The 26,900-nt window shown below is 70.5% G+C and carries 23 protein-coding genes and 1 riboswitch; of the genes, 22 read left to right on the forward strand and 1 reads right to left on the reverse strand.

The annotated features are described in order from the left end of the window. The first annotated feature begins 48 nt into the window (after window positions 1-48). The 6 genes from ACFXGX_RS05465 to ACFXGX_RS05490 all read left to right on the forward strand — a co-directional run bounded on the left by ACFXGX_RS05465 (window position 49) and on the right by ACFXGX_RS05490 (window position 7,966). Window positions 49-873, forward strand: coding sequence for a DUF1684 domain-containing protein (locus ACFXGX_RS05465; protein ID WP_384784913.1), 825 nt, complete (start codon window positions 49-51; stop codon window positions 871-873). A gap of 174 nt (window positions 874-1,047) precedes the next feature. Next, window positions 1,048-1,162: riboswitch (SAM riboswitch) on the forward strand. Window positions 1,163-1,654: 492 nt separating this feature from the next. After that, entirely contained in the window at window positions 1,655-3,274 is a 1,620-nt protein-coding gene (locus ACFXGX_RS05470; RefSeq protein WP_384784915.1) for an ABC transporter substrate-binding protein, read from the forward strand. 3 nt (window positions 3,275-3,277) lie between these two features. Beyond that, window positions 3,278-4,237: an ABC transporter permease gene (locus ACFXGX_RS05475; RefSeq protein ID WP_384784917.1), complete on the forward strand. Its 960-nt coding sequence runs from the start codon at window positions 3,278-3,280 to the stop codon at window positions 4,235-4,237. Next, window positions 4,234-5,157 carry an ABC transporter permease gene (locus ACFXGX_RS05480; protein ID WP_384784919.1) on the forward strand — a complete coding sequence of 308 codons (924 nt, stop codon included), beginning with the start codon at window positions 4,234-4,236 and terminating at the stop codon, window positions 5,155-5,157. The genes ACFXGX_RS05475 and ACFXGX_RS05480 overlap by 4 nt, the downstream gene beginning before the upstream one ends. Further along, window positions 5,139-6,902 (forward strand): dipeptide ABC transporter ATP-binding protein, encoded by a 1,764-nt coding sequence (locus ACFXGX_RS05485; protein WP_384784921.1) that lies wholly within the window; start codon window positions 5,139-5,141, stop codon window positions 6,900-6,902. Before ACFXGX_RS05480 ends, ACFXGX_RS05485 begins: the two co-directional genes overlap by 19 nt. A gap of 14 nt (window positions 6,903-6,916) precedes the next feature. Further along, window positions 6,917-7,966 (forward strand): LLM class flavin-dependent oxidoreductase, encoded by a 1,050-nt coding sequence (locus ACFXGX_RS05490; protein WP_384784923.1) that lies wholly within the window; start codon window positions 6,917-6,919, stop codon window positions 7,964-7,966. A gap of 73 nt (window positions 7,967-8,039) precedes the next feature. On the opposite strand, the gene ACFXGX_RS05495 is transcribed toward ACFXGX_RS05490, so the two are convergent. Next, a complete protein-coding gene (locus ACFXGX_RS05495) occupies window positions 8,040-9,176 on the reverse strand; it encodes an LLM class flavin-dependent oxidoreductase (protein WP_384784925.1) in 1,137 nt (378 codons plus the stop codon). 832 nt (window positions 9,177-10,008) lie between these two features. On the opposite strand from ACFXGX_RS05495, the gene ACFXGX_RS05500 reads away from it, so the two are divergent. The 16 genes from ACFXGX_RS05500 (at window position 10,009) to ACFXGX_RS05575 (ending at window position 26,810) form a co-directional block, all read left to right on the forward strand. Then, on the forward strand, window positions 10,009-11,238 hold the full coding sequence (locus ACFXGX_RS05500; protein WP_384784927.1) for an acyl-CoA dehydrogenase family protein: 1,230 nt from the start codon (window positions 10,009-10,011) through the stop codon (window positions 11,236-11,238). A gap of 46 nt (window positions 11,239-11,284) precedes the next feature. After that, entirely contained in the window at window positions 11,285-11,743 is a 459-nt protein-coding gene (locus ACFXGX_RS05505; protein WP_384784929.1) for an RrF2 family transcriptional regulator, read from the forward strand. A 122-nt stretch (window positions 11,744-11,865) separates the two neighbouring features. Continuing rightward, entirely contained in the window at window positions 11,866-12,654 is a 789-nt protein-coding gene (locus tag ACFXGX_RS05510; RefSeq protein ID WP_384784932.1) for a GntR family transcriptional regulator, read from the forward strand. Window positions 12,655-12,694: 40 nt separating this feature from the next. Next, entirely contained in the window at window positions 12,695-12,922 is a 228-nt protein-coding gene (locus tag ACFXGX_RS05515) for a ferredoxin family protein (protein WP_351693958.1), read from the forward strand. Window positions 12,923-12,948: 26 nt separating this feature from the next. Continuing rightward, a complete protein-coding gene (locus ACFXGX_RS05520; protein ID WP_384784936.1) occupies window positions 12,949-14,292 on the forward strand; it encodes an ABC transporter substrate-binding protein in 1,344 nt (447 codons plus the stop codon). Further along, window positions 14,289-15,242 (forward strand): ABC transporter permease, encoded by a 954-nt coding sequence (locus ACFXGX_RS05525; RefSeq protein WP_384784939.1) that lies wholly within the window; start codon window positions 14,289-14,291, stop codon window positions 15,240-15,242. Before ACFXGX_RS05520 ends, ACFXGX_RS05525 begins: the two co-directional genes overlap by 4 nt. Further along, window positions 15,226-15,993: an ABC transporter ATP-binding protein gene (locus ACFXGX_RS05530; RefSeq protein WP_384784942.1), complete on the forward strand. Its 768-nt coding sequence runs from the start codon at window positions 15,226-15,228 to the stop codon at window positions 15,991-15,993. The genes ACFXGX_RS05525 and ACFXGX_RS05530 overlap by 17 nt, the downstream gene beginning before the upstream one ends. Window positions 15,994-16,004: 11 nt before the next feature. Continuing rightward, window positions 16,005-18,788 carry a fumarate reductase/succinate dehydrogenase flavoprotein subunit gene (locus ACFXGX_RS05535; protein ID WP_384784945.1) on the forward strand — a complete coding sequence of 928 codons (2,784 nt, stop codon included), beginning with the start codon at window positions 16,005-16,007 and terminating at the stop codon, window positions 18,786-18,788. A gap of 58 nt (window positions 18,789-18,846) precedes the next feature. After that, window positions 18,847-19,047, forward strand: coding sequence for a hypothetical protein (locus ACFXGX_RS05540; RefSeq protein WP_384784948.1), 201 nt, complete (start codon window positions 18,847-18,849; stop codon window positions 19,045-19,047). A 101-nt stretch (window positions 19,048-19,148) separates the two neighbouring features. Beyond that, window positions 19,149-19,637, forward strand: coding sequence for a beta-class carbonic anhydrase (locus tag ACFXGX_RS05545; protein WP_384784951.1), 489 nt, complete (start codon window positions 19,149-19,151; stop codon window positions 19,635-19,637). 273 nt (window positions 19,638-19,910) lie between these two features. Further along, window positions 19,911-20,894, forward strand: coding sequence for an ABC transporter permease (locus ACFXGX_RS05550; RefSeq protein ID WP_384784954.1), 984 nt, complete (start codon window positions 19,911-19,913; stop codon window positions 20,892-20,894). A gap of 1 nt (window position 20,895) precedes the next feature. Continuing rightward, window positions 20,896-21,852: an ABC transporter permease gene (locus ACFXGX_RS05555; protein ID WP_384784957.1), complete on the forward strand. Its 957-nt coding sequence runs from the start codon at window positions 20,896-20,898 to the stop codon at window positions 21,850-21,852. Further along, window positions 21,849-23,933 (forward strand): dipeptide ABC transporter ATP-binding protein, encoded by a 2,085-nt coding sequence (locus tag ACFXGX_RS05560; RefSeq protein WP_384784960.1) that lies wholly within the window; start codon window positions 21,849-21,851, stop codon window positions 23,931-23,933. The genes ACFXGX_RS05555 and ACFXGX_RS05560 overlap by 4 nt, the downstream gene beginning before the upstream one ends. Window positions 23,934-24,044: 111 nt before the next feature. Beyond that, window positions 24,045-25,727 (forward strand): ABC transporter family substrate-binding protein, encoded by a 1,683-nt coding sequence (locus ACFXGX_RS05565; RefSeq protein WP_384784963.1) that lies wholly within the window; start codon window positions 24,045-24,047, stop codon window positions 25,725-25,727. A gap of 221 nt (window positions 25,728-25,948) precedes the next feature. Then, window positions 25,949-26,425, forward strand: coding sequence for an Asp23/Gls24 family envelope stress response protein (locus ACFXGX_RS05570; RefSeq protein ID WP_384784966.1), 477 nt, complete (start codon window positions 25,949-25,951; stop codon window positions 26,423-26,425). 73 nt (window positions 26,426-26,498) lie between these two features. Further along, on the forward strand, window positions 26,499-26,810 hold the full coding sequence (locus ACFXGX_RS05575) for a DUF3040 domain-containing protein (RefSeq protein ID WP_384784969.1): 312 nt from the start codon (window positions 26,499-26,501) through the stop codon (window positions 26,808-26,810). Window positions 26,811-26,900 lie beyond the last annotated feature (90 nt).

Consider the following 26,900-nt stretch of genomic DNA (forward strand, 5'->3'; position numbering starts at 1 on the left):
TCGCCGCACGAGGACGAACCTCACGCGGTCTGTACCGAAGGAGAGCTCATGACCAGCGAGGCGACCAGCACGGACCTCCACGCCTTCACCGAGCAGTGGCTGGACTGGTACCGCGGACAGGAAGCCCGGCTCGCCGCCCCGCACGGGTTCCTGGCGATCACCGGTCTGCACTGGCTCGACGACCGGCCGCAGCGCTTCCCCGACGCGCCCGGCGCATGGCACACCGGACCCGACGGGGTCGTGGTGACCCTCGACGACGGTGACGAACTGGTCGTCGGCGGGACTCCGGTGCGCGGTGAGCACCGTTTCGGCGTGCTGCCCGAACGCGGTGGCGTCGACGCGATCTGGAAGGACGCCGTCATCGAGGTCGCCAAGCGGGGCGGTCACGACATCGTGCGCCCCCGGCACCCGGACGCCCCGCTGCTCAAGGCCTTCACCGGGACGCCTGCCTACGCCCCCGACCCGCACTGGGCCGTGACGGGCCGTTACGTCCCCTTCGACGAGCCGCGTCCCACCACCGTGGGCGCCGCGGTCGAGGGCTTGGAGCACGTGTACGACGCTCCGGGCAGGATCGAGTTCGAGCTGGACGGACGTCCTCTGTCGCTGACGGCGTTCCCCGGACATGTCCCGGGCGGGCTGTCGGTTCTCTTCACCGACGCGACCTCCGGGGTCACCACCTACGCCGCCAACCGGAGCCTGTCCGTCGGGGCTCCCGGCTCCGACGGTACGGTCGTCCTCGACTTCAACCGTGCCACGAACCTGCCGTGCGCCTACACGGACCTGGCCACCTGCCCGCTGCCTCCGGCGGAGAACCGGCTGCCGGTGTCGATCGAGGCGGGTCAGAAGATCCCGCGGGAACGCGGTGGTGCCTGACCACCCTGCTTCCGCCGACGGGGCGTGCTTCCATCGGGCGTCCCGGCGGCGTGGTCGGCCCGGCTCGCTCCGACGGAGTGCGGTGGCTCGCTCCGCCGGACTCCGGTGGCCCGCTCCGCCGGAGTCCGGTGCCGCCATTGACGTAGGTGAGAACCGCTCCGTACGATCACGAACGGCATTGAGTGTCAGCGTCAAGCCCTGGCTCGCTGACCGGCAACCCTCCCCCGCGGTGGGGTGCTCCAGGTGAAAGCCCGGCGGGGATCAGTGACGATCCCCGCAAGCGCGTGGCCCCGTGACCGGGGCCGGACGTATGGAGGACCCTTATGCGGCACGGTGGTGGCCCCGACGCCTCCTTCGCCGTCGCCGTCGTGTTCTCCAGGCTGGCGCGCCGACGTCACATCGATCTGAAGCGCTCGACGAGCTGCTTCTGTCGGGCCTGACGGCACTTTCCGCAGCGCGCGCCGACAGGCCTCCCCGTCGGCGGTCGACGTCCGTGACGCCCACCTGACGCCCACCCGCGTCGGCGTCGAGGAGACGCGCGGACCGTCGACGTCCATGAGGCACGCCGACAGCCGACGTCCGTGACCAGCCGTCGCGGTACGCGTCCTCGCCCGGCTCCCTCTTCCTCCTGATCTCTCCGATCCGCCTTCCGCTTTCCGCCCGGCCCCTGTCCGCAGGCCTTTGCCCGTCACCGGCGTCGCGCCGACGGGCCCGCGCACCCGTGCGCGGTCGTGCCTCGTGCGACGCCCCGTGCCCGGCGACACCAAGAGGAGAACCCTCCGTGAGAGCACGTCCGGACTTCAGATCTCCCCGATGGGCAGCACTCACCGCCCTTCTCACCACCAGCGTGCTGCTGACCGCCTGCGGATCGGGCACCGACGGCTCCGGCACCGGGAGCGGCAAGCCGCGCTCCGGCGGAACCCTGACCTTCGCTGTGGGTTCCGACGCCGGTTGCGTGGATCCCCAGCAGGTCGGCAGCAACGACACGATCTACTCGGTACGCCAGATCGTCGACTCCCTGACGGACCAGGACCCCAAGACCGGCAAGATCGTGCCGTGGCTGGCGAAGAGCTGGGACATCAGTGCCGACGCGACCGCCTTCACCTTCCACCTGCGCTCGGGTGTCACCTTCAGCGACGGGTCCCCGCTGACCGCCCAGGTGGTCAAGGACAATTTCGACGCGGTACCGAGGCTCGGTGTCCTGGGCACCCTGGCCGAGGGCTACCTGAGCGGTGCCAAGAGCACCACAGTGGTGGACCCGCTCACCGTCAAGGTCACCTTCCAGCAGCCCAACGCCCAGTTCCTGCAGGCGACTTCGACGCACTCACTCGGGATCGAGTCGTCCGCGAGCGTGAAGCGGTCCCCGCAGCAGAAGTGCAGTGACGGGGTGGTCGGGTCCGGACCCTTCGTGCTGAAGGGCTACGTGCAGAACCAGTCGGTCACTCTGGCCAAACGCCCCGGCTACGCCTGGGGTTCCTCCCGGTGGAGCAAGAAGGGCGAGGCCTACCTGGACAAGCTGGTGTTCAAGGTGGTGCCGGAAGCGGGCGTACGGGCCGGCAGTCTGCGGTCCGGACAGGTGGACGCGATCGGCAGCGTGGGCCGGGCCGACGAGGCGGCGCTCAAGGGCGGTCAGGTCGCCTTCCAGCGGCGGGCCAACCCCGGCATCACCTTCGGACTCGGCTTCAACAACGCGCGGCCGGTTCTGAAGGACGCCAGAGTCCGCCGGGCCATCCTGTCCGCCATCGACCGGAAGCAGATCGCCGACACCGTCTTCCCCACCGGCACCCGGCCGGCCACCAGCGTCCTCGCGCACACCACACCTGACTACACCAGCCTCGCCTCGGACCTGACCCTCGACACGGCCAAGGCGAAGTCCCTTCTGGACGAAGCCGGTTGGAAGCCGGGCGGCGACGGCACCCGCGTCAAGGACGGCAAGAAGCTGAGCCTGACCATCGACTGGGTTCCCAACGCGGCGACGAACCAGCCCGCGTTGGAGCTGATACAGCAGCAACTGAAGGCTGTGGGAGTCCAGGTGACCCTCAAGCAGCTCCAGCTCCCCCAGCTCACGCCGATCCAGCAGGCGGGCTCGTACGAGGCGATCTGGGGGAACATCACCCGCGCCGACCCCGACATCCTGCGCAGCTCCTTCTCCACGAAGCTGGCCAACTTCTACCGTGTGCCGGCGAGTGACCTGGACACGACCCTGTCCGCTCAGGCCGCGACCACCGACCCGGCCAAGCGCAGCCAACTGGTTTCGCAGGCGCAGCAGTCGATCGTGCGTGACGCCTACAACGTGCCGGTGGTGGAGCTGCAGACCCAGCTGGGTGTGTCCACGAAGGTGCACGGTCTCGCGTTCGACGCCTCCAGCCGGATCCAGTTGCACGACACCTGGATCGGCTGACCCGTGCGCGGCTATGTGATCAAGCGGCTCGCGCAGGCGGCCGGGGTGCTGTGGGCGGCGTACACCGTGTCGTTCCTGGTGCTGGACTTCCTCCCGGGCGACCCCGTCACGGCGATGGCCGGTGCCGGGATGGAGTCGGGGCAGGTCGATCCACGGCAGATCGCCGCCCTGCGGCACGAGTACGGCTTCGACAAGCCGGTGCTCGTGCAGTACGCCGAGTACCTCGGACGGGCGGTGCGCGGGGACTTCGGCGACTCGGTCGCCACCGGCCGGCCGGTCGCTTCGACACTGGCCGACGCGCTGCCCCAGACCCTCCAACTGACCTCGACGGCACTGCTGTTGGCGGTGTTCCTGGGCGGCGGACTGGCGGTGGCGGCGACGTACACCACGCGGCGGTGGCTGCGTCAGTTCCTGTTGTCGCTGCCGCCGCTGGGGGTGTCCGTCCCGACGTTCTGGGTGGGGCTGCTGCTCGTCGAGGCGTTCTCCTTCCGGCTGCACTGGTTTCCGGCGTTCGGCAACGACGGGCTGAGGGGGCTGGTGCTGCCGGCGCTGACACTCGCGGTCCCGACCGGCGCTCAGATCGCGCAGGTGCTGGCCAAGAGCCTGCTCACCGCGCTCGACCAGGCGTATGTGGAGACCGCCCGCGCCAAGGGAGCGGGCCGGTGGCGGGTCCATCTGCGGCACGCGCTGCGCAACGCCTCCCTGCCGGCTCTGACGGTCGTCGGCCTGCTGGTGGGACAACTGATCGCCGGTTCGGTCGTCGTCGAGACGGTGTTCTCCCGTGACGGCCTTGGCCGTGTGACCGCGGCGGCCGTCACGGCCCAGGACATCCCGGTGGTCCAGGGGGTGGTGGCCTTCGGCGCGCTGATCTTCGTGATGACGAATCTGGTCGTCGACCTGGTCTATCCGGTGCTCGATCCGCGGATCGTGGTCGCCTCGGGCGGAAGGGCGGGCGTCGCATGAGTCAGAGCCTTGTCGAGGACCCCACCGAGGCCGCGCTCGGCCTCGCCCGGCCGGTGGGCGGAGCGCCGGATCCCGTACCGGGACGTCGTGTCGGCGTTCGGCGGGTGCTGCGGTTCCTTGTACGCCGTCCCGGCCTGCTGCTGTCGCTCCTCGTCCTCGTCCTGGTGGTGCTGGCCTCGTTCCGGCCGCGGCTGTTCACCTCGCGGGATCCGCTGAAGGGGGTGCCGGCGCAGAACTTCCGCGGTCCGAGCGGCGCGCACTGGTTCGGTACGGACGAGCTGGGACGCGATGTGTTCGCCCGGGTGGTGCACGGAGCCCAGTTGTCGCTGAAGGCCACCCTGATCGCGGTGCTGGTGGCGTTCGTGGTGGGTGGCCTGCTCGGTCTGGTCGCGGGGTTCGTGGGCCGCTGGGTGGACGACGTGCTGATGCGTTTCGTCGACGTCCTGCTGTCCATCCCCGCGCTGTTCCTGTCGCTGGCGCTGGTGACGGCGCTGGGGTACGGGACGGTGAAGGTGGCCGTCGCGGTCGGTATCGCCAGTGTCGCCTCCTTCGCCCGGGTCACGCGCGCCGAGGTGCTCCGGGTGCGCCAGGCGGTGTTCGTCGAGGCGTCGCGCTCCTGCGGGGCCCGCTGGTACTCGGTTCTGGGCCGGCACGTGCTGCCCAACGCCGCCGGCCCGGTGATCGTCCTGGCCACCCTCGACTTCGGCGCCTCCATCCTGGCCGTGTCGGCGCTGAGTTTCCTCGGCTACGGCGCTCCCCCGCCGACCCCGGAATGGGGCACGTTGATCTCCGAGGGCCGCAACTACCTGGCCAATGCCTGGTGGCTGACCGCGCTGCCCGGTCTGGCGATCGCCGCGACCGTACTGGCCGCCAACCGCGTCGCCAGGGCGCTGGACGGCGAATGGGCCCGGCAGCGATGACCCACGAACACGAGAACGGCGAGGACGTGACCACACCACTGCCGGAGAGCACGCCGCTGCCGGAAAGCTCGCCCCTGCTGGAGAGCACACCACTGCCGGAAAGCTCGCCCCTGCTGGAGATCCGCGGGCTGTCCGTCTCGTACCGCACCCGCGGCGGCACCGTGCCGGCCGTCCGGGGCGTGGACCTCGACGTGTGGCCGGGCCAGGTGACGGCGGTGGTCGGTGAGTCCGGTTCCGGGAAGAGCACGACCGCGCACGCGATCACCCGTCTGCTGGCGGACAACGGGGGCATCGACACCGGCACGGTCCGCTTCGGCCGGCACGACCTGGCCACCCTGTCGGAGGCGGAACTGCGTACCGTACGCGGGGCGCGGATCGGTCTCGTCCCCCAGGACCCGACCGTCTCGCTCAATCCGGTCAAGCGGATCGGCGAACAGGTCGCCGAAGTGCTGCGCATCCATGGTCTGGCGACCCGCCGGTCGGCCGCCGCCGAGGCCATCGCCGTCCTGGACCGGGCCGGGCTGCCCGACGCCGCCGTACGGGCCCGGCAGTATCCGCACGAACTCTCCGGCGGTATGCGGCAACGCGCCCTGATCGCCGTCGCGATCGCCGCGCGACCCGAGCTGATCATCGCCGACGAGCCGACGAGCGCCCTCGACGTCACCGTGCAGCGGGTCATCCTCGACCATCTCCAGCATCTCGCCGAGGAGTCGGGCACCGCGATCCTGCTGGTGACCCACGACCTCGGGGTCGCCGCCGACCGGGCGCAGCGGCTGGTGGTCATGGCACAGGGCCGAGTCGTGGAGTCGGGCCTCACCCGCGAGGTCCTAGCCGACCCCCAGGACGCGTACACGCGGCGTCTGCTGGCGAGCGCTCCGAGCATGACCACCGCACGGCGTCGCCCGTCCGCACCTGTGACCGCGACGGAGGCCGCGCCCCTGCTGGAGGCGCGCAACCTGGTCAAGGAGTTCCGCCTGCCGCGCACCGCCGACGGGCCTCGCACCCTTCGCGCGGTGGACGACGTCAGCTTCACCCTGCTTCGCGGACAGACCCTGGCCCTGGTGGGCGAGTCGGGCTCGGGCAAGTCCACCACCGCCCGGCTGGTGCTCCGGCTCGCCGACGCCACCTCCGGGCAGGTCCTGTTCGACGGTACCGACGTCACCACCGCCCGAGGTGCCCGTGCCAGAGAGCTGCGCCGCCGCGCCCAGTTCGTGTACCAGAACCCGTACGCCTCCCTCGATCCGCGCTTCTCCGTCGGTGAGGTGATCACCGAGCCGCTGCGTGCCTTCAAGGTCGGCGACCGTGCCTCCCGGCTCGCCCGCGCCCGCGAGCTGCTCGATCGGGTGGCGCTGCCCTCGGCAACGCTGGAGCGCCGGCCGGCGGAGCTGTCCGGCGGGCAGCGGCAGCGGGTCGCGATCGCCCGCGCGCTCGCGCTCTCCCCCGACCTGGTGGTGTGCGACGAGCCCGTGTCCGCGCTCGACGTCTCGGTGCAGGCCCAAGTGCTGGAGCTGCTGGCCGAGTTGCAGGCCGGCACGGGGGTGGCCTACCTCTTCATCTCGCATGACCTGGCCGTCGTACGCCAGATCGCGGACCAGGTCGCGGTCATGCGGGCGGGCCGCGTCGTCGAGACGGGCCCTCCGGAGGACCTCTTCACCAAGCCCCACCACGCGTACACCCGCGAGCTGCTCGCGGCGATCCCCGGCGGCCGGGTGGCTTCCCCCGCCTCCGAGACCATCACGATCTGAAGGGCCGGCGTCCCATGAGTACTCCCACCATCACCTCCCTGGCCTTTCTCACCCCGGGGAACTTCGCCGACGGCGACCCGTACACCGGCCTGGAGGAGACGCTCCAACTGTTCGAGTACGGCGAACGGTTGGACTTCGACGGTGCCTGGATCCGGCAGCGGCACCTCGAGCACGGCGTCGCCTCGGCGGCCGTGTTCCTCGCCGCGGCGGGCCAGCGCACCGAGCGGATCGAACTCGGCACCGCCGTCATCCCGATCGGCTACGAGAGTCCCTTCCGCCTCGCCGAGGACCTGGCGCTGGCCGACGTGTTGTCACGGGGCCGGCTCCAGATCGGCTTCAGCACCGGCATGCCGCACGCCGAGCTGCTGGGCGACCTCGTGTACGACGGGGACTGGCGCGGCTTCGACCTGTCGTACGGCAGGATCGCCCGCGTCCTCGACAATCTGCGCGGTGACCACATCGGCGGCCCGGACACGGTCATCCACTCTCCGGGGAACACCCAGCGCCCCAGGCTGCAGCCGTACAGTCCCGGTCTGGCGCGCCGCATCTGGTACGGCGGCGGGAGCCTGCGCTCGGTGCGCTGGGCCGCCGAGAACGGTCTGGGTCTGCTGTCCGGCAACATCGTCTCGGGCGAGGGAACCGACGATTTCACCACGGCCCAGCTCAATCTGCTGGCCGCGTACCGCAGCACGCCGTCCGTACGAGGTGAGGAGTATCCGGGGCGGGTGGCGCTGGGCCGGGTGATCGTGCCGTTCGACAGCGCGGACGCGGCGGGCCGGGCCCGCTACCGCGCCTACGCGGCGAGTCGTCACGCCCGCACCCTGGCGCCCCAGGGCCCGAAGCGGACCCTGTTCGCCCCCGACGTGGTGGGCACCGCCGAGCAGATCCTCGAACAGCTCACCGCCGACCCGGTATTCGCGCAGGTTTCGGAGCTGCGCCTTGAACTGCCGTACGAGTTCCACAGGGAGGAGTACGAGCAGATCCTGCACGACACCCGGCACCTGATCGCACCCGAACTGGGGTGGCGTCCGGCTTCCCTGACGGCGCGCCAGACAGTCGGCTGAAGCCGCTCCCGGAGTCGGCAAAGGGCAGCGGCCCTCACTCGCGCGCGAGTTGAGGGCCGCTGTGCGGCGGGCGTCAGCCCTTTACCGCCACGGCGTTTTGGGTGCCGAGCGTCGCTCGTTCGGCGTCGCGCTTGGCGACCTCTTCCCGGACGATCGGGATCACGTACCGGCCGAAGTCGATCGCGTCGTCCAGCAGGTCGTAGCCGCGGGCGGAGAGGATGTCGACGCCCAGGTCGTAGTAGTCCAGCAAAGCCCTGGCGACCGTCTCCGGGGTTCCGACCAGGGCGTTGGAGTTGCCCGCGCCGCCGGTCGCGGCGGCGGTGGGGGTCCACAGGGCGCGGTCGTACCGCTCCCCCGCCTCGGCGATGGCGATCAGCCGCTGCGAGCCGGTGTTCTGGGGCCGGCCACCGACGCTGTGCCGCCGGGTGAGCGGCTCGCCGTTCTCCCTGCGGGCCTTGATCGCGCCGACGGTGCGGTGGGCCTTCTCCCAGGCCAGTTCCTCGGTCGGGGCGATGATCGGGCGGAACGCCACCTGGATGCGCGGCACTTCGGTACGGCCCGCCGCCTTCGCCGCGGCTTTCACCGCCTCGATCTGCTCGGCGGTCTTCTCCAGGGGCTCGCCCCAGAGGCAGTAGATGTCGGCCTCGGCGCCTCCGGCTGCGTACGCGGCGGGCGAGGAGCCGCCGAACGACACGTCGGGCCGCGGTTGCTGGACGGGGAAGACGTCGCTCACGAAGTCGTGGAAGCTGTAGTGCTCGCCTTCGTGGTCGAAGGGTTCGTGGGTGGTCCAGATCTTCTTGACGATCCGGATGTACTCCCGTGTGCGGGCGTAGCGTTCGTCCTTGGTGAGGGTGTCGCCCTCGCGGCACTGTTCACGGTCGTTGCCGCCCGTGATGAAGTGCACGGTGAGCCGGCCCTCGCTGATCTGGTCGAGGGTGGCGAAGGTCTTGGCGGCGAAGGTCGGGTACGAGACGTTGGGCCGGTGGGCGAGCAGGATCTGGAGGCGGTCCAGCCTGCTCGCGATGTAGGCGGCGGCCGGGGCGGGATCCGGCGATCCGGAACCGTAGGCGAACAGCACCCGGTCCCAGCCGTTGTCCTCGTGCGCCCGCGCGAGCCGGAGCGTGTACTCCTTGTCGAAGGCGGCGCCGGAGCGGGGGGTGGTCTCGGAGCCGTCATGCGTGGCGGCGATGCCAAGGAACTCCACGGGCATGGGAAATGGCCTTTCTGAGGTCTTGTGGGTGTGCCCGGATTCGGGCTCGGGTCGCGTCGGGCGACGAGAGCGCGTGACAGGTCGCGCGGCACCGCCCGTACACGAAGGCAAAAAACGAGGACGGAACGAAGGCGGAAACGAAGACGGAGACGAAGAAGAAGACGAAGGCAAAGGCAAAGGCGATTTCAGCGGGTGTTCAGCACACGCTCGCGGCGATGCCGCGAAGGGAGAACTCCGCCCGGGACGGGTCACCGAGGGAGGGACGGGCCGTTCGGACGGCCCGCTGCCGCGTCAGGCGCAACAGGCGGCGGACCACACCCGACCGAAGTCGATGTGGTCGCGGGTGACCAGGCGATGCTCCGCGTTCATGCGACTCATTGAGCAGTACATCTGGCGTCCCGTCAACTACGGCCCGTATGCCGGACGACCGGCCTTGGCCGGTACCCATCGGGCCGTCCCACCGGCCGTGGGACCGCTCCCGCTTATTTCCTATCGATTTACTAGGAAACCATTGACCGCACGTCCAACGGATGCGCAGGATGATGTACATGCCCCCCACGCAGCAGCGACTGGTTCGCCGTCGGCACGTCGACTTCGGTCACGTCGCCAGCGCCATCTGTCGCGCCGCGTAGGACGCCCGGCACCCGTTGCGCGTGCCGCCGAACCGTCTCTCGCCTCCTGGTGATCCCGCGATACCGCCCCGCCCCAAGCCGGGCGGGACCCAGCGGGCACCACATCGTCATCGTCCGGCGCATGGGCCACGCGTGCGTGCCCGACCGGCGGAAGACTCCCGACACGGCGCCTGGCCGCCGAATGTGAGGAAACCATCACCATGGCCATTGCCACCGTACTGTCCGGAGCCGACCCCGCATCCGACCGAACCGGGCCCGGCCACGCGCACTGGCTGCGCGCGGCCCGCGAGACGGCCGATGACCTGGCCACGGACGCGGTGGCCAGGGAGCAGGCGGGCAAGACCCCCTTCGACGAAGTGTCCCGGCTGCGCGAGGCGGGACTGCTGACGCTGCTGGTTCCGGCCGACGCCGGGGGAGGCGGCGCGGACTGGACGACGGCCTACGCCGTCGTCCGGGAGATCTCCGCCGCCGACGGCGCGATCGGTCAACTGCTGGGCTGTCACTACTTCTTGTCATGGAGCGCGCTGACCTTCGCCGACTCCGCCCGCGCCACCGAGGCCGTGCAGCGCTCCACGCGGAAGCCCCATCTCTGGGGTGGTGGCTTCGCCCGCCAGGAACCCTCCCTCAGGCTCGCCAGGAAGGGCGGGGGCTTCGTCCTGGACGGCCGGCAGAGCTACGCCACAGGGGTACTGGTCGCCGACCGCCTGGCCGTACGAGGCGAGCGGACCGACACCGGTGAGCCCTTCGCCGTCGTCGTCGATCCCGCCCATCCCGGCGTACGGATCGAGGGCGACTCGGACGCCTTCGGGCAGCGGCTCGCGGCCGGAGGCAGTGTGGACTTCCACGCCGTGCCGGTCGCCGCCGCCAACGTGCTCGGATCCCTGTCCGCGGACGAGGACGTCCTGTCGCCGCTGACCGCCTTCACCTCACCGGTCGGCCACCTTCTCTCCGTCCAGCTTCTTCTCGGCATCGCCGAGGGAGTGCTCACCGAAGTACGCGAGTACAGCAGGGCGGGGCACCGACTCCGGCATCCCGCCTGGCCGGCCGGCGCCGCCCCGGACCCGCGGACGCTGACCCTGCACGGAGAACTGACCGTTCTCACCCGCTCCGCCTCGGCACTCGCCGAGCAGGCGGTACAAGCCGTAGCCGTCGGACTGGCCCGCGGCGACGACCTGAACTACGACGAGTACGCGGAGATCTCCGTCCTCGTGGCCATGGCCGAAGCCGCCGCGTCCAGGGCCGCGCAGGAGTCCACCACGCGCGCCCTCGACGTCATCGGCGCCCGCTCGGCGTCCACGCGGCTGGGATTCGACCGCTTCTGGCGGAACGCGCGAACCCACACGCTGTACGAGCCGGTCGGTCACCGTCTCCGTGACGTCGGGGATTACTTCCTCAACGGCGCGCACCCTCCGTTCGTCCTGCCCGTCTGAACGAGAGAGCGTGAAACCGAACCGAGCCGTACGGGATAATGCGCACATGCGGATTTCAGCCAGGGCGGACTACGCGGTACGGGCCGCGCTGCAACTCGCCGCGTCGCGGGACGAGGGGCCGGTGAAGGCCGAGGCGATCGCCGAGGCGCAGGACATTCCGCACAAGTTCCTCGAAGGCATCCTGAACGACATGCGCCGCAGTGGTCTCGTGCTGAGTCAGCGCGGCGGCAACGGCGGCTACCGCCTGGCCAGGCCCGCCGGGGAAATCACCATCGCCGACGTCATTCGCGCCGTTGACGGACCCCTCGTCTCGGTGCGCGGAGTCCGCCCCCCTGACCTCTCCTACACCGGTCCGGCCCAGTCGCTGCTCCCTCTGTGGATCGCGCTGAGGTCCAACGTGCGCGAGATCCTGGAAGGCGTCTCGCTCGCCGACGTCGCGTCAGCCCAACTGCCCGCCGAAGTCTGCGCGCTGACCGAGGCCCCGGCAGCCTGGACCAACCCCTGACACTGGCACATCTGGCCCCCGCACGCCGATAGCCCCAGGTCAGCCGCACATCCGGTCTTTCCTCAAGTGGCGCAACATTCCGGCAACACGGCTTTCCCCAGCGGATCGGTAGGGTTCGATCCGTGCCTCCCACCGACCGCGTCCGAGACCACGCCGGCCAGGGCGCGACCACCGTCGCCGCCCACCGCGCGCGGCGACGGCTGCGCGCCGACCGGGCCCGGCAGCTCGCCGATCTGCTCCGCCACCAGCTCCTCACCGGCGGCTTCCCCACGGACACGTTGCCTCACGAGTCGATCCTCGCCGGCGACTACCGCGCCTCCCGCAACACCGTCCGCCAGGCCCTCGACCTGCTGCGCGCCGAAGGCCTCGTCGAACGCCAGCCGGGCGTCGGCACCGTGGTCGTCGCCCGGAAGTACCCGCACGGCCTCGACCGCCTGATGGGCCTCGCCGAAACCCTCCATGAGCACGGCCGGGTCACCAACGAGGTCCGTACGGCGGGCCCCGCCCCGGCACCGGCCCCGGTCGCCGAACGCCTCCAGGTCCCGCCCGGCACCGACGTCCTGTACATCGAACGCGTGCGGCGCCTGGCCGGCCTCCCGCTCTCCCTCGACCTCACCTACATCCCCCTCGACATCGGCACCGCCCTGCTCGGCGCCGATCTGGAGAACACCGACGTCTTCCGCCTCCTGGAAACCATCACCGGCCGGCCCCTGGGTCACGCCGAGATCACCCTGGAGGCGGTCACCGCGGACGCGCACTCCGCCGCCGTGCTCGAAGCCCCGCGCGGCACGGCCGTCCTCATGCTGGAACGGCTCACGCACCTCGCCGACGGCCGTCCGGTCGATCTGGAGTTCATCCGGTTCCGCGGCGACCGCATCACCATGAGCGGCCTCCTGCACCGCTCTCAGTGACACAACCACCTTCCTCCGCACGACCTCTCCGGAGACACCCATGCCCTTGGCACCCCAGCGGGCCGACGTGCCCGTGACCATCGACCAGTCGAAGTGCATCGACGGCTGCACGCTCTGTGTGGACATGTGCCCCCTGGACTCCCTCGCCATCGACGAGAGCAACGGCAAGGCGTACATGCACGTCGACGAGTGCTGGTACTGCGGTCCGTGCGCGGCCCGCTGCCCCACCGGAGCCGTCACGGTCAACATGCCCTACCTGCTCCGATGACAGGTCTCGAAAGGTCTCCAACGCCCATGAAACGCACAGCAGTTGCCGCCGCCTCGCTCCTACTCCTCCCCCTCACGGCGTGCGGCGGCACCGCCGCGGCGGGAGGTGACGGCTCGACCGTCACCGTCACGGTCGGCTACCAGTCCAAGACCATCAACACCGTCACGGCAGGCACCCTGCTGCGCTCGCTCGGCGCATTCGAGAAGGAACTCGACGCCCTCCATGACGGCCACACCTACAAGGTCGACTGGCAGGACTACGCCACCGGCGCCCCGATCACCGCCCAGATGACCGCGGGCAAGATCGACATCGGCTCGATGGGCGACTTCCCCCTCCTCATCAACGCGGCCCGGGGCAAGCAACTCAACCGCCCCACACGCCTCGTATCGGTCACCGGCTACAACCTCCGCGGCGGCCTCAACACCATCGTCACCGCTCGCGACTCCACGATCGGCTCGCTCGCGGGCCTCAAGGGCAGGAAGGTCTCGACGAGCATCGGCTCGGCCGCCGACGGCACACTCATACGGGCCCTTCAACGCGCCGGCATCGATCCCGACAAGGGCATCCAGAAGCTCAACCAGCAACCCGCCGTGGGGGCTTCCGCCCTCTCCGCGGGCAGCGCCGACGCACTGTCCCAGTTCGTGGCCTGGCCGGGCCTGCTCACCTACCAGGGCAAGGCGAAGGCCTTGTACGACGGGGCCGAGCTCAACCTTCCGACCTTCCACGGTGTCACCGCCCGCGAGGACTTCGCCCAGAAGCGGCCCGCCGTCCTGGAAGCCTTCCTCAGGGCCCAGGCGGAGGCCACGGACTATCTCGGCGCCCACCCCGTCTCCGCCGCCGAGAAGGTCGCCGAGGCCACCGGCCTCCCCGCCGAGGTCGTCTACCTCTACAACGGCGCCCACGGCATCTCCACCTTCGACCCGGCGATCAAACCGCGCCTCATCTCCGCCCTGAAGCAGGACGTGACGATCCTCAAGGCCGCGAAACTCACCGGCGACGTGGACGTCGACGCCTTCGTCGACGACAAGTACGTCAGGAAGGCTCTCGCAGCCACCTATGCCCAGCACCTGGCCACCAGGCCGCCGGCGGCCGCCGGCGAGGTGTGGCCCAAGGGCGCCCAGCAGACCCGTACCTTCAAGTCCCCGGCACAACTGCTGAGTTATGTCGCCGAGCACAAGGGCGCGATCCGCGCCGCCTACGTGCCGGACGCCACCACCGGCACCCTGTGGTTCGCCGACAAGGCGGTCTGGGTGACCGACGGCGGCCGGCTGCTCCCCTTCGTCGCTCCGGCGACCGCGAAGGCGTACGTCGCCGGGCACAGCGGCGCCCACGCCATCACGTACGCCGACGCACTGCGGCGGGCGTCATGAGCCGGGACGCGCGCCAGACGGACCGAGCCACGCCTCGGAAAGCACGACAAGCCGCCGCCCGCCTCACGCCCCGATATCCGCGCCGGGCGGGCCGGTTCGCCCTGCGGCTCGGCTCACTGGCGGGCGCCCTCGGCATCTGGCAGTTGCTGACCGGCCTCGACGTCGACCTGTGGCTGCGCTTCTCGCAGTTCCCCACGGTCGCCGACGTGGCGCGCGCCTTCGCCGACCGTCTGTCCGGCCCGGACTACTGGACGGACCTCACCGACAGCCTCACCCGCATCCTCACCGGCTTCCTGCTCGCCGCCGTCCTGGGCGTGGCCACGGGCGTGCTCGTGGCCCGCTCCCGCCTCGCCGAGGACCTGCTCGGCCCGCTGCTCGAAGTCGTCCGGCCCATCCCGGCCATCGCCCTGGTCCCCGTGGCGATCCTCCTGTTCCCCTCCAACGAGCAGGGCATCGTCTTCATCACCTTCACCGCCGCCTTCTTCCCGGTACTCGTGTCGACCCGGCACGCCGTGCGCGCGCTGACCCCGGTGTGGGAGGAGGCGGTGCGCACCATGGGCGCCGGACGCCTGCGCGTCCTCGGCTCGGTCGTCCTGCCGGGCGCGCTGCCCGGCGTCTTCGGCGGCCTGTCGGTCGGCCTCGGCGTCTCGTGGATCTGTGTCATCTCCGCCGAGATGATCTCCGGCCAGTACGGCGTCGGCTATCGCACCTGGCAGGACTACACGATCGTCAACTATCCCGGCGTGTTCGTGGGGATGGTCACGATCGGTGTCCTCGGCTGGATCACGTCGACGGCCGTGGAGGTCCTGGGCCGTCGCCTGACCCGCTGGCTGCCGCGTACGTCGTACGTGCCCGGCGCGCGGGTGCCGCGGCAGGCGCGCGGCACCGCCGTCCCCGTACGCACTGTACCCAGGACCGAGAGGGACGTGCCCCATGACCAGCTCGTCTGACCTCCGTTCCCCGTCGCGCACCGGGGCGGCCCTCGCCCTGCGGGACGCCGCCCTCGGCCGCCCGGGCGCACCCGTGCTGCGCGGGGTGGACCTCGGCGTCGACCCCGGCGGGATCCTCACCGTCGTCGGCCCCTCCGGCTGCGGCAAGTCGACGCTGCTGCGCACACTCTCCGGACTGCTGTCTCCCCTCACCGGAGAGGTCACCCAGGACGGGCACCGGTTGACGGGCCCCTCCGCCGACCGCGCCCTGATCTTCCAGGAGGACGCCCTGCTGCCCTGGCGGACCCTGCGCGCGAACGTCGAACTGCCCCTTGCCATCCAGGGATTGCCGCGTGCCGAACGCCGCGCCCAGGCCGAGTCCTGGCTCACCCGGGTCGGACTCGCCGAGCAGTCCGGGCAGTTGCCCCACCGTGTATCCGGCGGCCAGCGCCAGCGCGCGCAACTGGCCCGTGCCCTGGCGCCGGCGCCGCGCGCCGTCCTCATGGACGAACCCTTCGGCGCCCTCGACGCCCAGACCCGCGCAGGCATGCAGGATCTGCTGGTGGAGGTGTTGCGGGGGACGGGCGCGACCGTCGTGTTCGTGACCCACGACGTCGACGAGGCGCTGTTCCTCGGCGACCGGGTGGCACTGCTCGGCTCCGGCCGGCTCGCCGCGCTGCACGACGTGCCGCGCCCCCGCGACCGCGCCGCGCACGACGATCCGGCGCGCGTGGCGCTGCGACGCGAAGTCCTCTCCTCGCTCGGTACCTGAAAGGCCCTTCGGTGACCACCTCCGTGAACACCCCCCTGGAGATCCCCGCCCTCGGCGACGCCGAGGAGCTGAGCTGCGACGTCCTCGTCATCGGGGGCGGCACCGCCGGCACCATGGCGGCGCTGACGGCCGCCGAACACGGCGCGGACGTCCTCCTGTTGGAGAAGGCCCACGTCCGTCATTCCGGCGCGCTCGCGATGGGCATGGACGGCGTGAACAACGCGGTCGTCCCGGGGCGCGCGGAGCCCGACGACTACGTCGCCGAGATCACCCGCGCCAACGACGGCATCGTCGACCAGTCCACCGTCCGTCAGACCGCCACCCGCGGCTTCGCGATGGTGCAGCGCCTGGAGTCGTACGGGGTGAAGTTCGAGAAGGACGAACACGGCGAGTACGCGGTCCGCCAGGTGCACCGCTCCGGCTCCTATGTACTGCCGATGCCGGAGGGCAAGGACGTCAAGAAGGTCCTGTACCGGCAGTTGCGGCGGCGGGAGATGCGGGAGCGGATCCGTATCGAGAACCGGGTGATGCCGGTGCGCGTGTTGACAGCGGGCGGGAGGGCCGTGGGCGCGGCCGGGTTCAACACCCGTACGGGGCGGTTCGTCACCGTCCGCGCGGGCGCAGTGATCCTGGCCACCGGCGCCTGTGGCCGACTCGGTCTGCCCGCCTCCGGGTATCTGTACGGGACGTACGAGAACCCGACCAACGCGGGCGACGGCTACGCCATGGCGTATCACGCGGGTGCCGAACTCACCGGTATCGAATGCTTCCAGATCAACCCGCTGATCAAGGACTACAACGGTCCGGCCTGCGCCTATGTGGCCAATCCCTTCGGCGGCTACCAGGTCAACCGGCACGGAGAGCGATTCGTCGACTCCGACTACTGGTCCGGGCAGATGATGGCCGAGTTCGCCGCCGAGGTGGCGTCCGACCGCGGCCCGGTGTACCTGAAACTGAGCCATCTCCCGGAGGAGTCGGTCGCGGCCCTGGAGACCATCCTGCACTCGACCGAGCGCCCGACGCGGGGCACGTTCCACTCCGGCCGCGGTCACGACTACCGTACGCACGACGTGGAGATGCACATCTCCGAAATCGGTCTGTGCGGCGGCCATTCGGCCTCGGGGGTACGGGTGGACGACCACGCCCGTACGACCGTCCCGCGCCTGTACGCCGCCGGCGATCTGGCCTGCGTACCGCACAACTACATGATCGGCGCGTTCGTATTCGGCGACCTGGCGGGCGCGGACGCCGCCCAGTACACGGCGTACGAGGGTGAGTTGCCGTCCGGGCAGCTGCGCGAGGCCCACGAACTGGTCTACCGCCCGCTGCGCAATCCGGACGGTCCCCCGCAGACCCAGGTGGAGTACAAACTGCGCCGCTTCGTGAACGACTACGTGGCCCCGCCGAAGTCGGGCGCCCGGCTGTCCCTCGCCCTGGAGGCGTTCGAGCGGATGCGGGCAGACATCGCCGCGATGGGCGCCCGCACCCCGCACGAGCTGATGCGCTGCGCCGAGGTCACCTTCATCCGTGACTGCGCGGAAATGGCGGCGCGGGCGTCCCTGGCGCGTACGGAGTCCCGCTGGGGTCTCTACCACGACCGTCTCGACCACCCTCGGCGCGACGACGCGTCCTGGTTCCACCATCTGGATCTGTACAAGTCCCTTTCCGGGAAGATGGAGTTCACAGCCCGACCGGTGGCCCCGTACGCGGTACCGGTCGACGGTTTCCGTCCGGTCGGCGGTCCTTCCCGTCACCTCGGTGAGGTCCACCCGGAGCAGGTGGCGACGGCCGGGACCCGGGAAGCGGCGCCGGTGGCGATGGGGACCGAGACCACGCCGACGGGCACGGCCCTCCCCCACGGTGCCACCACCGGGGCACCTGCCACGCCCCGCCTGCTCCAGCTCCTCTCGCTCGCGGAGGAGCAACCCGAACTCGCCGTCATCGCGCCCTACTTGACCGACTCCGACCCCGTCGTCCGCAGGACCGCCGTCACCGTTCTGACGGAGACCGTGCCGCCCGGCACCGGACCGGCCCTCGCCGCCGCGCTCGTCGACGCCGACGCGGGCGTGCGCGAGGCCGCGGCGGGATCACTGCGCGAACTCGTCGAGACGCTGCCTCCCGAAGAGGCCCTGCGCGAGGGGCTCGCCTTCGCCCTCTCCGCGGACGACCCCGTCGTACGCGCCGCGGCACTCGACGTCCTGCGCGCCCTTCGCCTCGGCGACGCCGAACTCTTCAAGGGGTCTCTGTCCGACTCCAGCATCGCCGTCCGCATCGAGGCCGTCCGGGCACTCGTGTCGGTCGATGCCACCGAAGAGGTCGCCCGTGCGGCCGGGGACCCGTCCCGCGAGGTCCGCGTCACGATCGCCAGGACGCTGGGCACCGCTGTCACCGGGCGGCTCGGCGACACGACGGCGGCGGGATCCGGGCCGGTCCGGGCCCGCTCTGTGCTGGCCGAGCTCGTCGCCGATCCGGACGCCCTGGTACGCGCGGCCGCCTACGCTGCGCTGGCCGGCACCGGCTGCCCGCCACCGCTGGACGCCCTGGCCGTGGCCGCCCTGTCCGACACGGCCTGGCAGGTCCGGGCCGGTTCCGCCACCGCCCTGTCGGCCGCGGACCCCGGCACGGCCGTCCCCGCCCTCGCCAAGGCTCTCGCCGACCCGAACGCCGACGTACGCAAGGCCGCCGTACTCGCGCTGACCCGCCACCGCGCCACCGAGGACGCCCTCGCGGCCCTGGCCACGGCGACGACGGACTCGGACGCGGACGTACGGGCCTACGCGACGCGAGCGGTGTGACGACGACCTCCGCGTCGGGGCCGGGAGAGCGGGGCGCGCTCCCTGACCTGGGAGGGGCGTGCCGGCACGCGTCTCCGGTGAGCGGCCGGCGACGGCCGGCCCCGTCGGCCTCCAGGGCCGGCCGAACACGCTTTGCATTGCCGCCTCGGGTGCCAACGGGTTCACTGGTGTGATGACGGCCTTCTTCGTCACGCTGACGGGCTTCTGGCCCTCGCGTCGTGTCGATCTCTTCGACGGGTTCTGTCGCCGGGACGTGTGAGCACGCCACCGCGTCCCGGCGCTCCGGCGCCGTGGCCCCCCTTCCCCACCGTGGTCCGCCTTCCCCGCTCGATCCGCAGCGCACGAGAACCGAGGTCCGCCATGTCCGCGACCGATCAGCTCCTGCTCAACAACGCCCGCTACGCCGAGACCTTCTCCGGTCCGCTCCCCCTGCCGCCCTCCAGGCAGCTCGCCGTCCTGGCCTGCATGGACGCCCGGCTGAACGTCTACGCGATCCTCGGCCTCAATGACGGGGAGGCACACGTCGTCCGCAACGCGGGCGGTGTGGTCACCCAGGACGAACTCCGCTCGCTGGCCATCAGCCAACGCCTGCTGGGCACCGAGGAGATCATCCTCATCCACCACACCGACTGCGGCATGCTGACCTTCACCGACGACGGCTTCAAGGACAAGGTCCAGCAGGACACCGGTATCCGTCCGCCCTGGGCGGCGGAAGCCTTCGGGGATCTGGCCACGGACGTCCGCCAGTCGATCTCGCGCATCAAGGCGGACCCCTTCATCGTGCACAAGGACCGCATCCGGGGCTTCATCTTCGACGTGACGACCGGCAGGCTCGACGAGGTCCACTGAGCACACCCTGGAGGGTGGGAGGGCGTCCACGCCGCGCCGCGCCAAGATCATCCGAATTGGCCGGTATTCCGGATCGTCTGCTACGGCAACATGTCGGCCTCGTGGCAGGACCGCCAAAAGCCTGGTGTGCGCCGCAAAGTACGGACCAAGCTGACGCTCGTTCGTTCTTTCGCGCCCTCTTCCCCCCAGAAAGTTCCCCCCACGCATGCCTTTGCCCTGTCCCTCTCGCGCGCCCGAGGCACACCCCTCTCGTGTCGTGAGGAGGTGCCGCACATGGTGCGCCATGTGACGCGCAAGGCGCTCGGCTGGCTCCTGATGATCGTGGTCGCGACCAACGCCACGTACTTTCTGGCCAGTTGGTTTCTGGACCCACGGTCGAACTTCAAAGAGCTGCGGCCCGTCCGCAGCGAAGCGCAGATCGACCGGGCCTTGGCGCCGTACAACCTCGACCCGCGGGTACCGCTCGTCCACCGATGGTGGGACTGGTTCACCTCGGTGGCCCTCCACTTCGACTGGGGCAGGTCGCCCACCGGAGTCTCCGTCAACGATGAGGTGGGCTACCGGTCCCTCGTCAGTGCGGAGTTGGTCGTCATCGCGACCGTTCTGTCCGTCGTGATCGGCGTCGCGCTCGGCGTGTACACGGCCGCACGGCAGTACGGCTGGGCCGACCGGATCTCGCAGGCCGTGTCCATCGCGGTGTTCAACGTTCCGACATCCGTCGCCGCGCTCGCCGTGGTCTTCGTCGCGATCTGGCTGAACCAGCACGCCGGACTGCACTTCCTCTACGTCGCCGGAGAGAACTCACCCGACGTCGAGGGACTGCTCCCGACCATCGGCGACCGCCTCCTGCACCTGATCCTGCCCACGCTGACGCTGACCCTGATGGGTTACGTGGGCTACCACCTGACGCAGCGTTCACTGCTGCTGGACACGATCAACGCCGACTTCGTCCGCACGGCTCAGGCGACGGGGCTCACCCGCGCCCAGGCGGTCCGCAGACACGCCCTGAGGTCCGCGCTCATTCCGACGGCGGCCTCCGTGGCGTTCAGCGTCCCCGCCATCTTCACCGGTGCCGTCATCACCGAGACGATCTTCGGCTGGAACGGCATGGGCCGCTACTTCATCCAGACCATCAGCAAGAACGACGTGCACGGAACCGTCGCGACGGCCGCCTTCGCGGCCGCCCTGACCGCGGTCGGCGCGATCCTGGCGGACATCGCCACGGTCTTCCTCGACCCTCGCGTGAGGGTGAGCTGACATGGCCACCGATGCGACGACCGACGCCGCCTCCCGTGGCGCGACGGCAACCGAACCCGTCCGGAACGCGGTTCGCTCCGCGCGCCCGACGACGAACCTCGGCCTCGGCCGGCTCTATCTGCGACGGTTCCTGCGCAACCGGCTCGCCGTCGTCGGTGTGGCGATCTTCGTGCTGCTGGTGCTGTTCGCGGCCGTCGGCGGTCTGTTCACCTCCTACGCCTTCACCGACGCCGACTTCACCGCGCTCACCCAACCGCCCGGCGCCGCACACTGGTTCGGCACCAACCAGGGCGGCAACGACATCTACGCCAGTGCGGTGCACGGCCTCCAGCGTTCGCTGGTGATCGCCGTGAGCGTGTCCGTTCTGACCGTCGTGGTCGCGGCGGTGATCGGCTCCGGTGCCGCGTACTTCGGAGGCCGGGTCGAGCAGGTGACTCTCGCCGTCATCCACTTCCTGCTGATCGTGCCCTCGTTCCTCATCCTGGCCCTGGTCTCCCACCGCCTGGCCGGCGACTGGCGCGTCCTCATCGTCGTGCTGACCGTGTTCGGCTGGATGTCCACCGCGCGGGTGATCTGGTCCGTCTCGACCTCGCTGCGCGAGCGGGACTACGTGACGGCGGCCGAGTTCATGGGCGTCAGCCCGTTGCGCATCGTCCTGCGCCACATCATCCCCAACCTCGGCTCCCTGCTCATCGTCAACCTCACCCTCGGTGTCGTCGCGACCGTGCTCAGCGAAACCGCCCTGTCGTTCCTCGGGTTCGGCGTCCAGCCCCCGGACGTCTCCCTCGGCACGATGCTCGCGGACGGGGCGAGCAGCGTCACGAGCGCGCCCTGGCTCTTCGCCTTCCCCGCGGGTCTCGTCGTCCTGCTCACGGTGTCGATGACCTTCATCGGCGACGGGCTGCGCGACGCCCTCGACCCCACGTCGGTGACCGGCTCGGCAGGAGGCCGACGATGACACTCGCGACCCCCCGGCTCGATGCCGTACCTCCCGCCGAGACCACGCCCGTGCTGTCCGTACGGGACCTGCGGATCTCCTTCCCCTCGGAGGCCGGAACCGTCGAGGCCGTACGCGGCGTGAGCTTCGACCTGCTGCCCGGCCGGACCCTCTGCATCGTCGGCGAGTCCGGCTCGGGGAAGTCGGCCACCGCCACGGGAATCATGGGCCTGCTGCCGCCCTCCGCGTCTCTGCGCGGTGAGGTGCTGCTCGGTGGACAGAACCTGGTCGGTCTCGACGACCGGGCGCTCTCGCGGGTACGGGGCAACTCCATCGGCATGATCTTCCAGGACCCGCTCTCCGCGCTCACGCCGATCTTCTCCGTGGGCAGACTGCTCTCCGACGCCCTGCGGGTCCACCAGGACCTGACCAAGCGGGCCGCCCGGGAACAGGCCGCCGAACTGCTCGATCTCGTCGGCATCCCCGACGCGCGGAACCGGGCCACGTCCTTTCCTCACGAGTTCTCCGGCGGCATGCGCCAGCGCGTGGTCATCGCCCTGGCCATCGCCAACAGACCGTCCGTACTCGTGGCCGACGAGCCCACCACCGCACTCGACGTCACCGTGCAGGCCCAGATCCTCGACGTGCTGCGACTGGCGCAGCGGGAGACCGGCGCCGGTCTCGTCCTCATCACGCACGACCTCGGGGTCGTGGCCGGGCACGCGGACGATGTCGCGGTCATGTACGCGGGGCGCTTCGTGGAACGGGCGGGCGTCGAGGAACTCTTCCGCCGGCCGACGATGCCGTACACCGCGCGACTGCTCGCCGCGGTGCCGACCGTGGACGGCGGGGTCCGCCGGCCGCTCGTACCGATCGGCGGAGAGCCACCCGCCCTGGTGGGCCTGCCGGACGGCTGCGCCTTCGCGAGCCGGTGCGCCGTCGCCCTCGACGCGTGCCACTCCGGCGAACCCGAATTGAGCCAGGTCGGCGGCCACGGACAGGTGGCCTGTCTGCGTGCCACGGAGATCGCCGACGGATCACTCGATCCGCGCGGAGATGTCGTGCCGGTCGCCGGAGTGGCGGCTTCCGATCGTCCCGAGGCCGGCGAGGTGGTGCTTCGGGTCGAGGAGCTCGTCAAGACGTTTCCGGTCACCAAGGGAGCGCTCCTCAAGCGCCGGACCGGCACACTGCGCGCCGTCAACGGCGTCAGCTTCGAACTGCGTGCCGGGGAGACCCTGGGCCTGGTGGGCGAGTCCGGCAGCGGCAAGACCACGACGCTGATGGAGATCCTGCGGCTCAGGCAGCCCGAGGGCGGCCGGATCGAGATCGCCGGCACCGAGGTGGGGGCGGCCGGATCCCGCGCGCTGGTACGGGAGTTGAGGCAGGACGTCCAGATCGTCATGCAGGATCCGCTGGGGGCTCTTGATCCGCGCCTGCCCGTCTTCGAACTGCTCGCCGAGCCACTGCGGGCGATCGGACGGGACCGCGCGTCGATCAGCTCCCGTGTTCACGAACTGCTCGGGCTCGTCGGTCTGGACGACGCTGTGAGCGACCGATTCCCGGCCGCCCTGTCCGGCGGTCAGCGCCAGCGGGTCGGCATCGCGCGGGCCCTGGCGACCGAGCCCAAGCTCCTGGCCCTCGACGAACCGCTGTCCGCCCTGGACGTGTCGGTCCAGGCCGGGGTGATCAACCTGCTGGCACGGCTCAAGCGTGAACTCGGGCTCGCCTACCTCGTGGTCGCCCACGATCTGGCCGTGGTCCGCTACATCTCCGACCGCATCGCGGTGATGTACCTGGGGTACATCGTCGAGACCGGCGACACCGAGACGATCTTCACCGACCCGAAGCACCCGTACACCCGGGCGCTGTTGTCGGCCGTCCCGAGGCCCGATCCGCTGCGGGAACGCACCCGCGAACGTGTCGTGCTGGAGGGCGAGCAGCCGAGCGCCGCGCGACTGCCCGCGGGCTGTGTCTTCGTCGACCGCTGCCCGCTGTACCGCCTCTCCGATGACGACGTCCGCCGTCGCTGTCGCCAGGAACGCCCTGTGCCGACCCCCGTGACCGGGCAGCCCGGTCATCTGTACGCCTGCCACGGCGTCTGAGTACCTGCCGGGGCCATCGAGGACCACCCGCACTCTCCCGAACCCGGGTGCCCGGCATCGACCTGCGGGTGCCCGTCCGCCTCCACCACCGACCAGAAGGATCCACCCCCCATGCGCTCACGACTGGCCCTGCCCGTCGCCCTCATCGCCGCCGTGTCCGTCGCCGCCACCGCGTGCCAGTCCTCTTCCGGGAAGGATTCCGCGGACCCGGACGCGAAGGGTGCCCCCTCCGCCGCGTCGGCCGCCGCCGACTACAACCCCACGCCGTACGACAAGATCAAGGACGGCGGCACCTACACCACGGTCGGGACCTTCGACGACCAGGGCAACCCGTTCAACGTCAATGCGACGCTGACGGCCGCTCGCGTCTGGGCCTGGTACAACGCCGACGCGATCACCTACACACCGACCGGCGAGGTTCGGTACAACCCGGACTACTACAGCGACGTGAAGGTGTCCGTCGAGGGCGGCAACCAGAAGGTGACGCTGACGATCAACCCCAAGGCCGTCTTCAACGACGGCACGCCGATCGACTGGACCGCGATCAGGGCCACGTGGAAGGCCGACAATGGTTCGGACAAGGCGTACGCCGCCTCGTCCACGGACGGCTACGACCGGATCACCTCGGTGGAGAAGGGCACGAGCGCCAAGCAGGCGGTCATCACGTTCAAGGGCGTCAACGCCTCCTGGTCGAGCCTGTTCACCACGTTCCTGCATCCCAAGGCCGCCACAGTCGGCAACTTCAACAAGGCGTACGTCAAGAAGGCTCACCCGGAGTGGGGCGCGGGTCCGTACACCGTCGGCAAGTGGGACACCCACTCGGGCAACATCACCTTCGTCCGCAATCCGAAGTGGTGGGGCAAGAAGGGCAGGCTCGACCAGCGCGTCTACGTGAACCTGGAATCGACCGCCGCGGTCAACGCCTTCAAGAACGGCCAGCTCGACTACGTCTCGGCCGTCGACGCCGAGAGCCTGAAGCAGGTCAAGGGGCTCAAGGGCACGGAGATCCGCAGCGGCGGAAGCCCCTTCGAGTACTCGCTGTACTTCAACACGAAGTCTCCCGTGCTCGCCGACAAGGCCGTGCGCAAGGCCGTGGAGGAGAGCATCGACCGCTCGCAGATCGCGAAGATCCAGTTCCAGGGCCTCGACTACAGGGAACCGCTGCCCGGTTCGGCCGTGCTGTACAGCTTCCAGAAGGGCTACGAGGACAACGTCTCGGCCGTACTGAAGTACGCGCCCGACGAGGCCAAGAAGGCGCTCGACGCGGCCGGCTGGAAGTCCGGAAGCGACGGCGTCCGGGCCAAGGACGGCAAGAAGCTCGAAGTGGGCTACACCCTCCTCGGCGACGACCCGCTGGACAAGGCCACCGCCGGCGCCTTCGCCGCGATGCTGAAGCCGGTCGGCATCCGGCTGGTCATCAAGAAGGCCGACGAGGCGGAGTTCGCCGGCATCCTCAGCGACCGCAAGTTCGATCTGTTCCTCTCGGGCAACCGCTCCATGGACCCGTTCGGCGCCCGCTACCTGTGCGACTTCTACTGCTCGGACCGCGCCTCCAACATCACGGGCGCGGGTTCGCCCGCGCTGGACGAGGAGATCCGCGCCACCACCGGCATCGCCGACCTGGGCCGGCAGGCCGCGGCCGCCAACAAGGTCGAACGGAAGGCGCTCCAGCAGTACGCCTTCCTCCCGCTCTTCAGCGGCCCGTCGACGTACGCGGTGAAGAAGGGCCTCGCCAACGTCGGCGCGACCATCTTCTACAACCCGCTCCCCGAAACGGTCGGCTGGCAGAAGTGACGTCGTCCCCGGCCGAGAGGCCGGGGATTCCCGTCTCCAGTGGACACGGATGTACGGGCCCACGCGGTGCGAGCGCTGTGACGACACCCCCGGTTCGGACGTTGCGCCATTCGCCCCGGATCGCACGAATTGGGCCATTCGTGTGACGATGGCTGAGGGACAAGGGCCGTCCCCCTTGAGTGTCACGCGAGGTGTCCGCACGGAAGACCGAGGAGGTCCTGATGACGGACCTGACCACTCGCTCCACGACCACCAGGAACGAAACGGGCGGGGCCAAGGAGATCCGGCGCTCCGGCACCGGTGATCCGGGCGGCAAGGGACGGACCACCATCGCCGACGGCGTGGTGGCCAAGATCGCGGCGGCGTCCGCACGCGATGTGCCCGGCATCCACGGCCTCGGCACCGGCATGACCCGGGCCCTCGGGTCCGTCCGCGACCGGGTGCCCGCCGGGCGCCCCGGTCAGACCCGCGGTGTGAGCGTCGAGGTCGGCGAACGGCAGACCGCGGTGGATCTCGACGTCGTCGTCGAGTACGGGTACCCCATCAGGGACGTGATCGCGGACATGCGCGTCGCCGTGATCACCGCCGTCGAGCGCATGACCGGCCTGGAGGTCGTCGAGGTGAACGTGGCCGTCGGTGACGTGCGCCTGCCGGACGAACCGGACGAGGAACCGCAGGACGGCCCTCGTGTGACCTGACCCGCCGCCCCGGCGCCGCCGGAGGCTCGCGTCCACCGGCCGCCGTGGAAGAACCCTCAGGAGGTGCGTCGCCGTGGACGAAAAGGACCGCGCTGACGGTGTCCGTCTCACAGCGCGCGAACGTGTCGCACTGGCGGAGATCGAGGAGGGGCTGCGGCAGGGCCAGGAGCCGCCGCCGCGCCGCCCGTCCGGCGGTCTCCGGCTGCCCTTCATGGTCGCACTGATGCTGATGTGCTCGGTGGTGCTCGCGGTGGTCGGCATCCGCACGTCGGAGGCCGCCCTTCTCTGGTGCTTCGCGGTTGTGTGGCCGCTGACCGTGCTGCAGATCGTCAGGTTGCTGGGCCGCTGGATCAGAACCACGGGCCCTTTCACGCCGTGGTTCTGACCGGTTCGCGGCCTCCTGGGCCCGGCACTGGAACTCACGAACGGTACGTCAGCAGTCCCGGACGGCTGCGCCGTTCTCGCAGTTGGCCAC

Source organism: Streptomyces sp. NPDC059371 (genome assembly GCF_042751995.1).
Taxonomy (GTDB): Bacteria; Actinomycetota; Actinomycetes; order Streptomycetales; family Streptomycetaceae; genus Streptomyces.

Excerpts from the sequence above, each read along its gene's own strand:
- ACFXGX_RS05465 (WP_384784913.1), top strand. The coding sequence starts at position 49 with ATGACCAGCGAGGCGACCAGCACGGACCTCCACGCCTTCACCGAGCAG.
- ACFXGX_RS05480 (WP_384784919.1), top strand. The coding sequence starts at position 4,234 with ATGAGTCAGAGCCTTGTCGAGGACCCCACCGAGGCCGCGCTCGGCCTC.
- ACFXGX_RS05485 (WP_384784921.1), top strand. The coding sequence starts at position 5,139 with ATGGGCCCGGCAGCGATGACCCACGAACACGAGAACGGCGAGGACGTG.
- ACFXGX_RS05490 (WP_384784923.1), top strand. The coding sequence starts at position 6,917 with ATGAGTACTCCCACCATCACCTCCCTGGCCTTTCTCACCCCGGGGAAC.
- ACFXGX_RS05495 (WP_384784925.1), bottom strand. The coding sequence starts at position 9,176 with ATGCCCGTGGAGTTCCTTGGCATCGCCGCCACGCATGACGGCTCCGAG.
- ACFXGX_RS05500 (WP_384784927.1), top strand. The coding sequence starts at position 10,009 with ATGGCCATTGCCACCGTACTGTCCGGAGCCGACCCCGCATCCGACCGA.
- ACFXGX_RS05505 (WP_384784929.1), top strand. The coding sequence starts at position 11,285 with ATGCGGATTTCAGCCAGGGCGGACTACGCGGTACGGGCCGCGCTGCAA.
- ACFXGX_RS05515 (WP_351693958.1), top strand. The coding sequence starts at position 12,695 with ATGCCCTTGGCACCCCAGCGGGCCGACGTGCCCGTGACCATCGACCAG.
- ACFXGX_RS05520 (WP_384784936.1), top strand. The coding sequence starts at position 12,949 with ATGAAACGCACAGCAGTTGCCGCCGCCTCGCTCCTACTCCTCCCCCTC.
- ACFXGX_RS05525 (WP_384784939.1), top strand. The coding sequence starts at position 14,289 with ATGAGCCGGGACGCGCGCCAGACGGACCGAGCCACGCCTCGGAAAGCA.
- ACFXGX_RS05530 (WP_384784942.1), top strand. The coding sequence starts at position 15,226 with ATGACCAGCTCGTCTGACCTCCGTTCCCCGTCGCGCACCGGGGCGGCC.
- ACFXGX_RS05545 (WP_384784951.1), top strand. The coding sequence starts at position 19,149 with ATGTCCGCGACCGATCAGCTCCTGCTCAACAACGCCCGCTACGCCGAG.
- ACFXGX_RS05550 (WP_384784954.1), top strand. The coding sequence starts at position 19,911 with ATGGTGCGCCATGTGACGCGCAAGGCGCTCGGCTGGCTCCTGATGATC.
- ACFXGX_RS05555 (WP_384784957.1), top strand. The coding sequence starts at position 20,896 with ATGGCCACCGATGCGACGACCGACGCCGCCTCCCGTGGCGCGACGGCA.
- ACFXGX_RS05560 (WP_384784960.1), top strand. The coding sequence starts at position 21,849 with ATGACACTCGCGACCCCCCGGCTCGATGCCGTACCTCCCGCCGAGACC.
- ACFXGX_RS05565 (WP_384784963.1), top strand. The coding sequence starts at position 24,045 with ATGCGCTCACGACTGGCCCTGCCCGTCGCCCTCATCGCCGCCGTGTCC.
- ACFXGX_RS05570 (WP_384784966.1), top strand. The coding sequence starts at position 25,949 with ATGACGGACCTGACCACTCGCTCCACGACCACCAGGAACGAAACGGGC.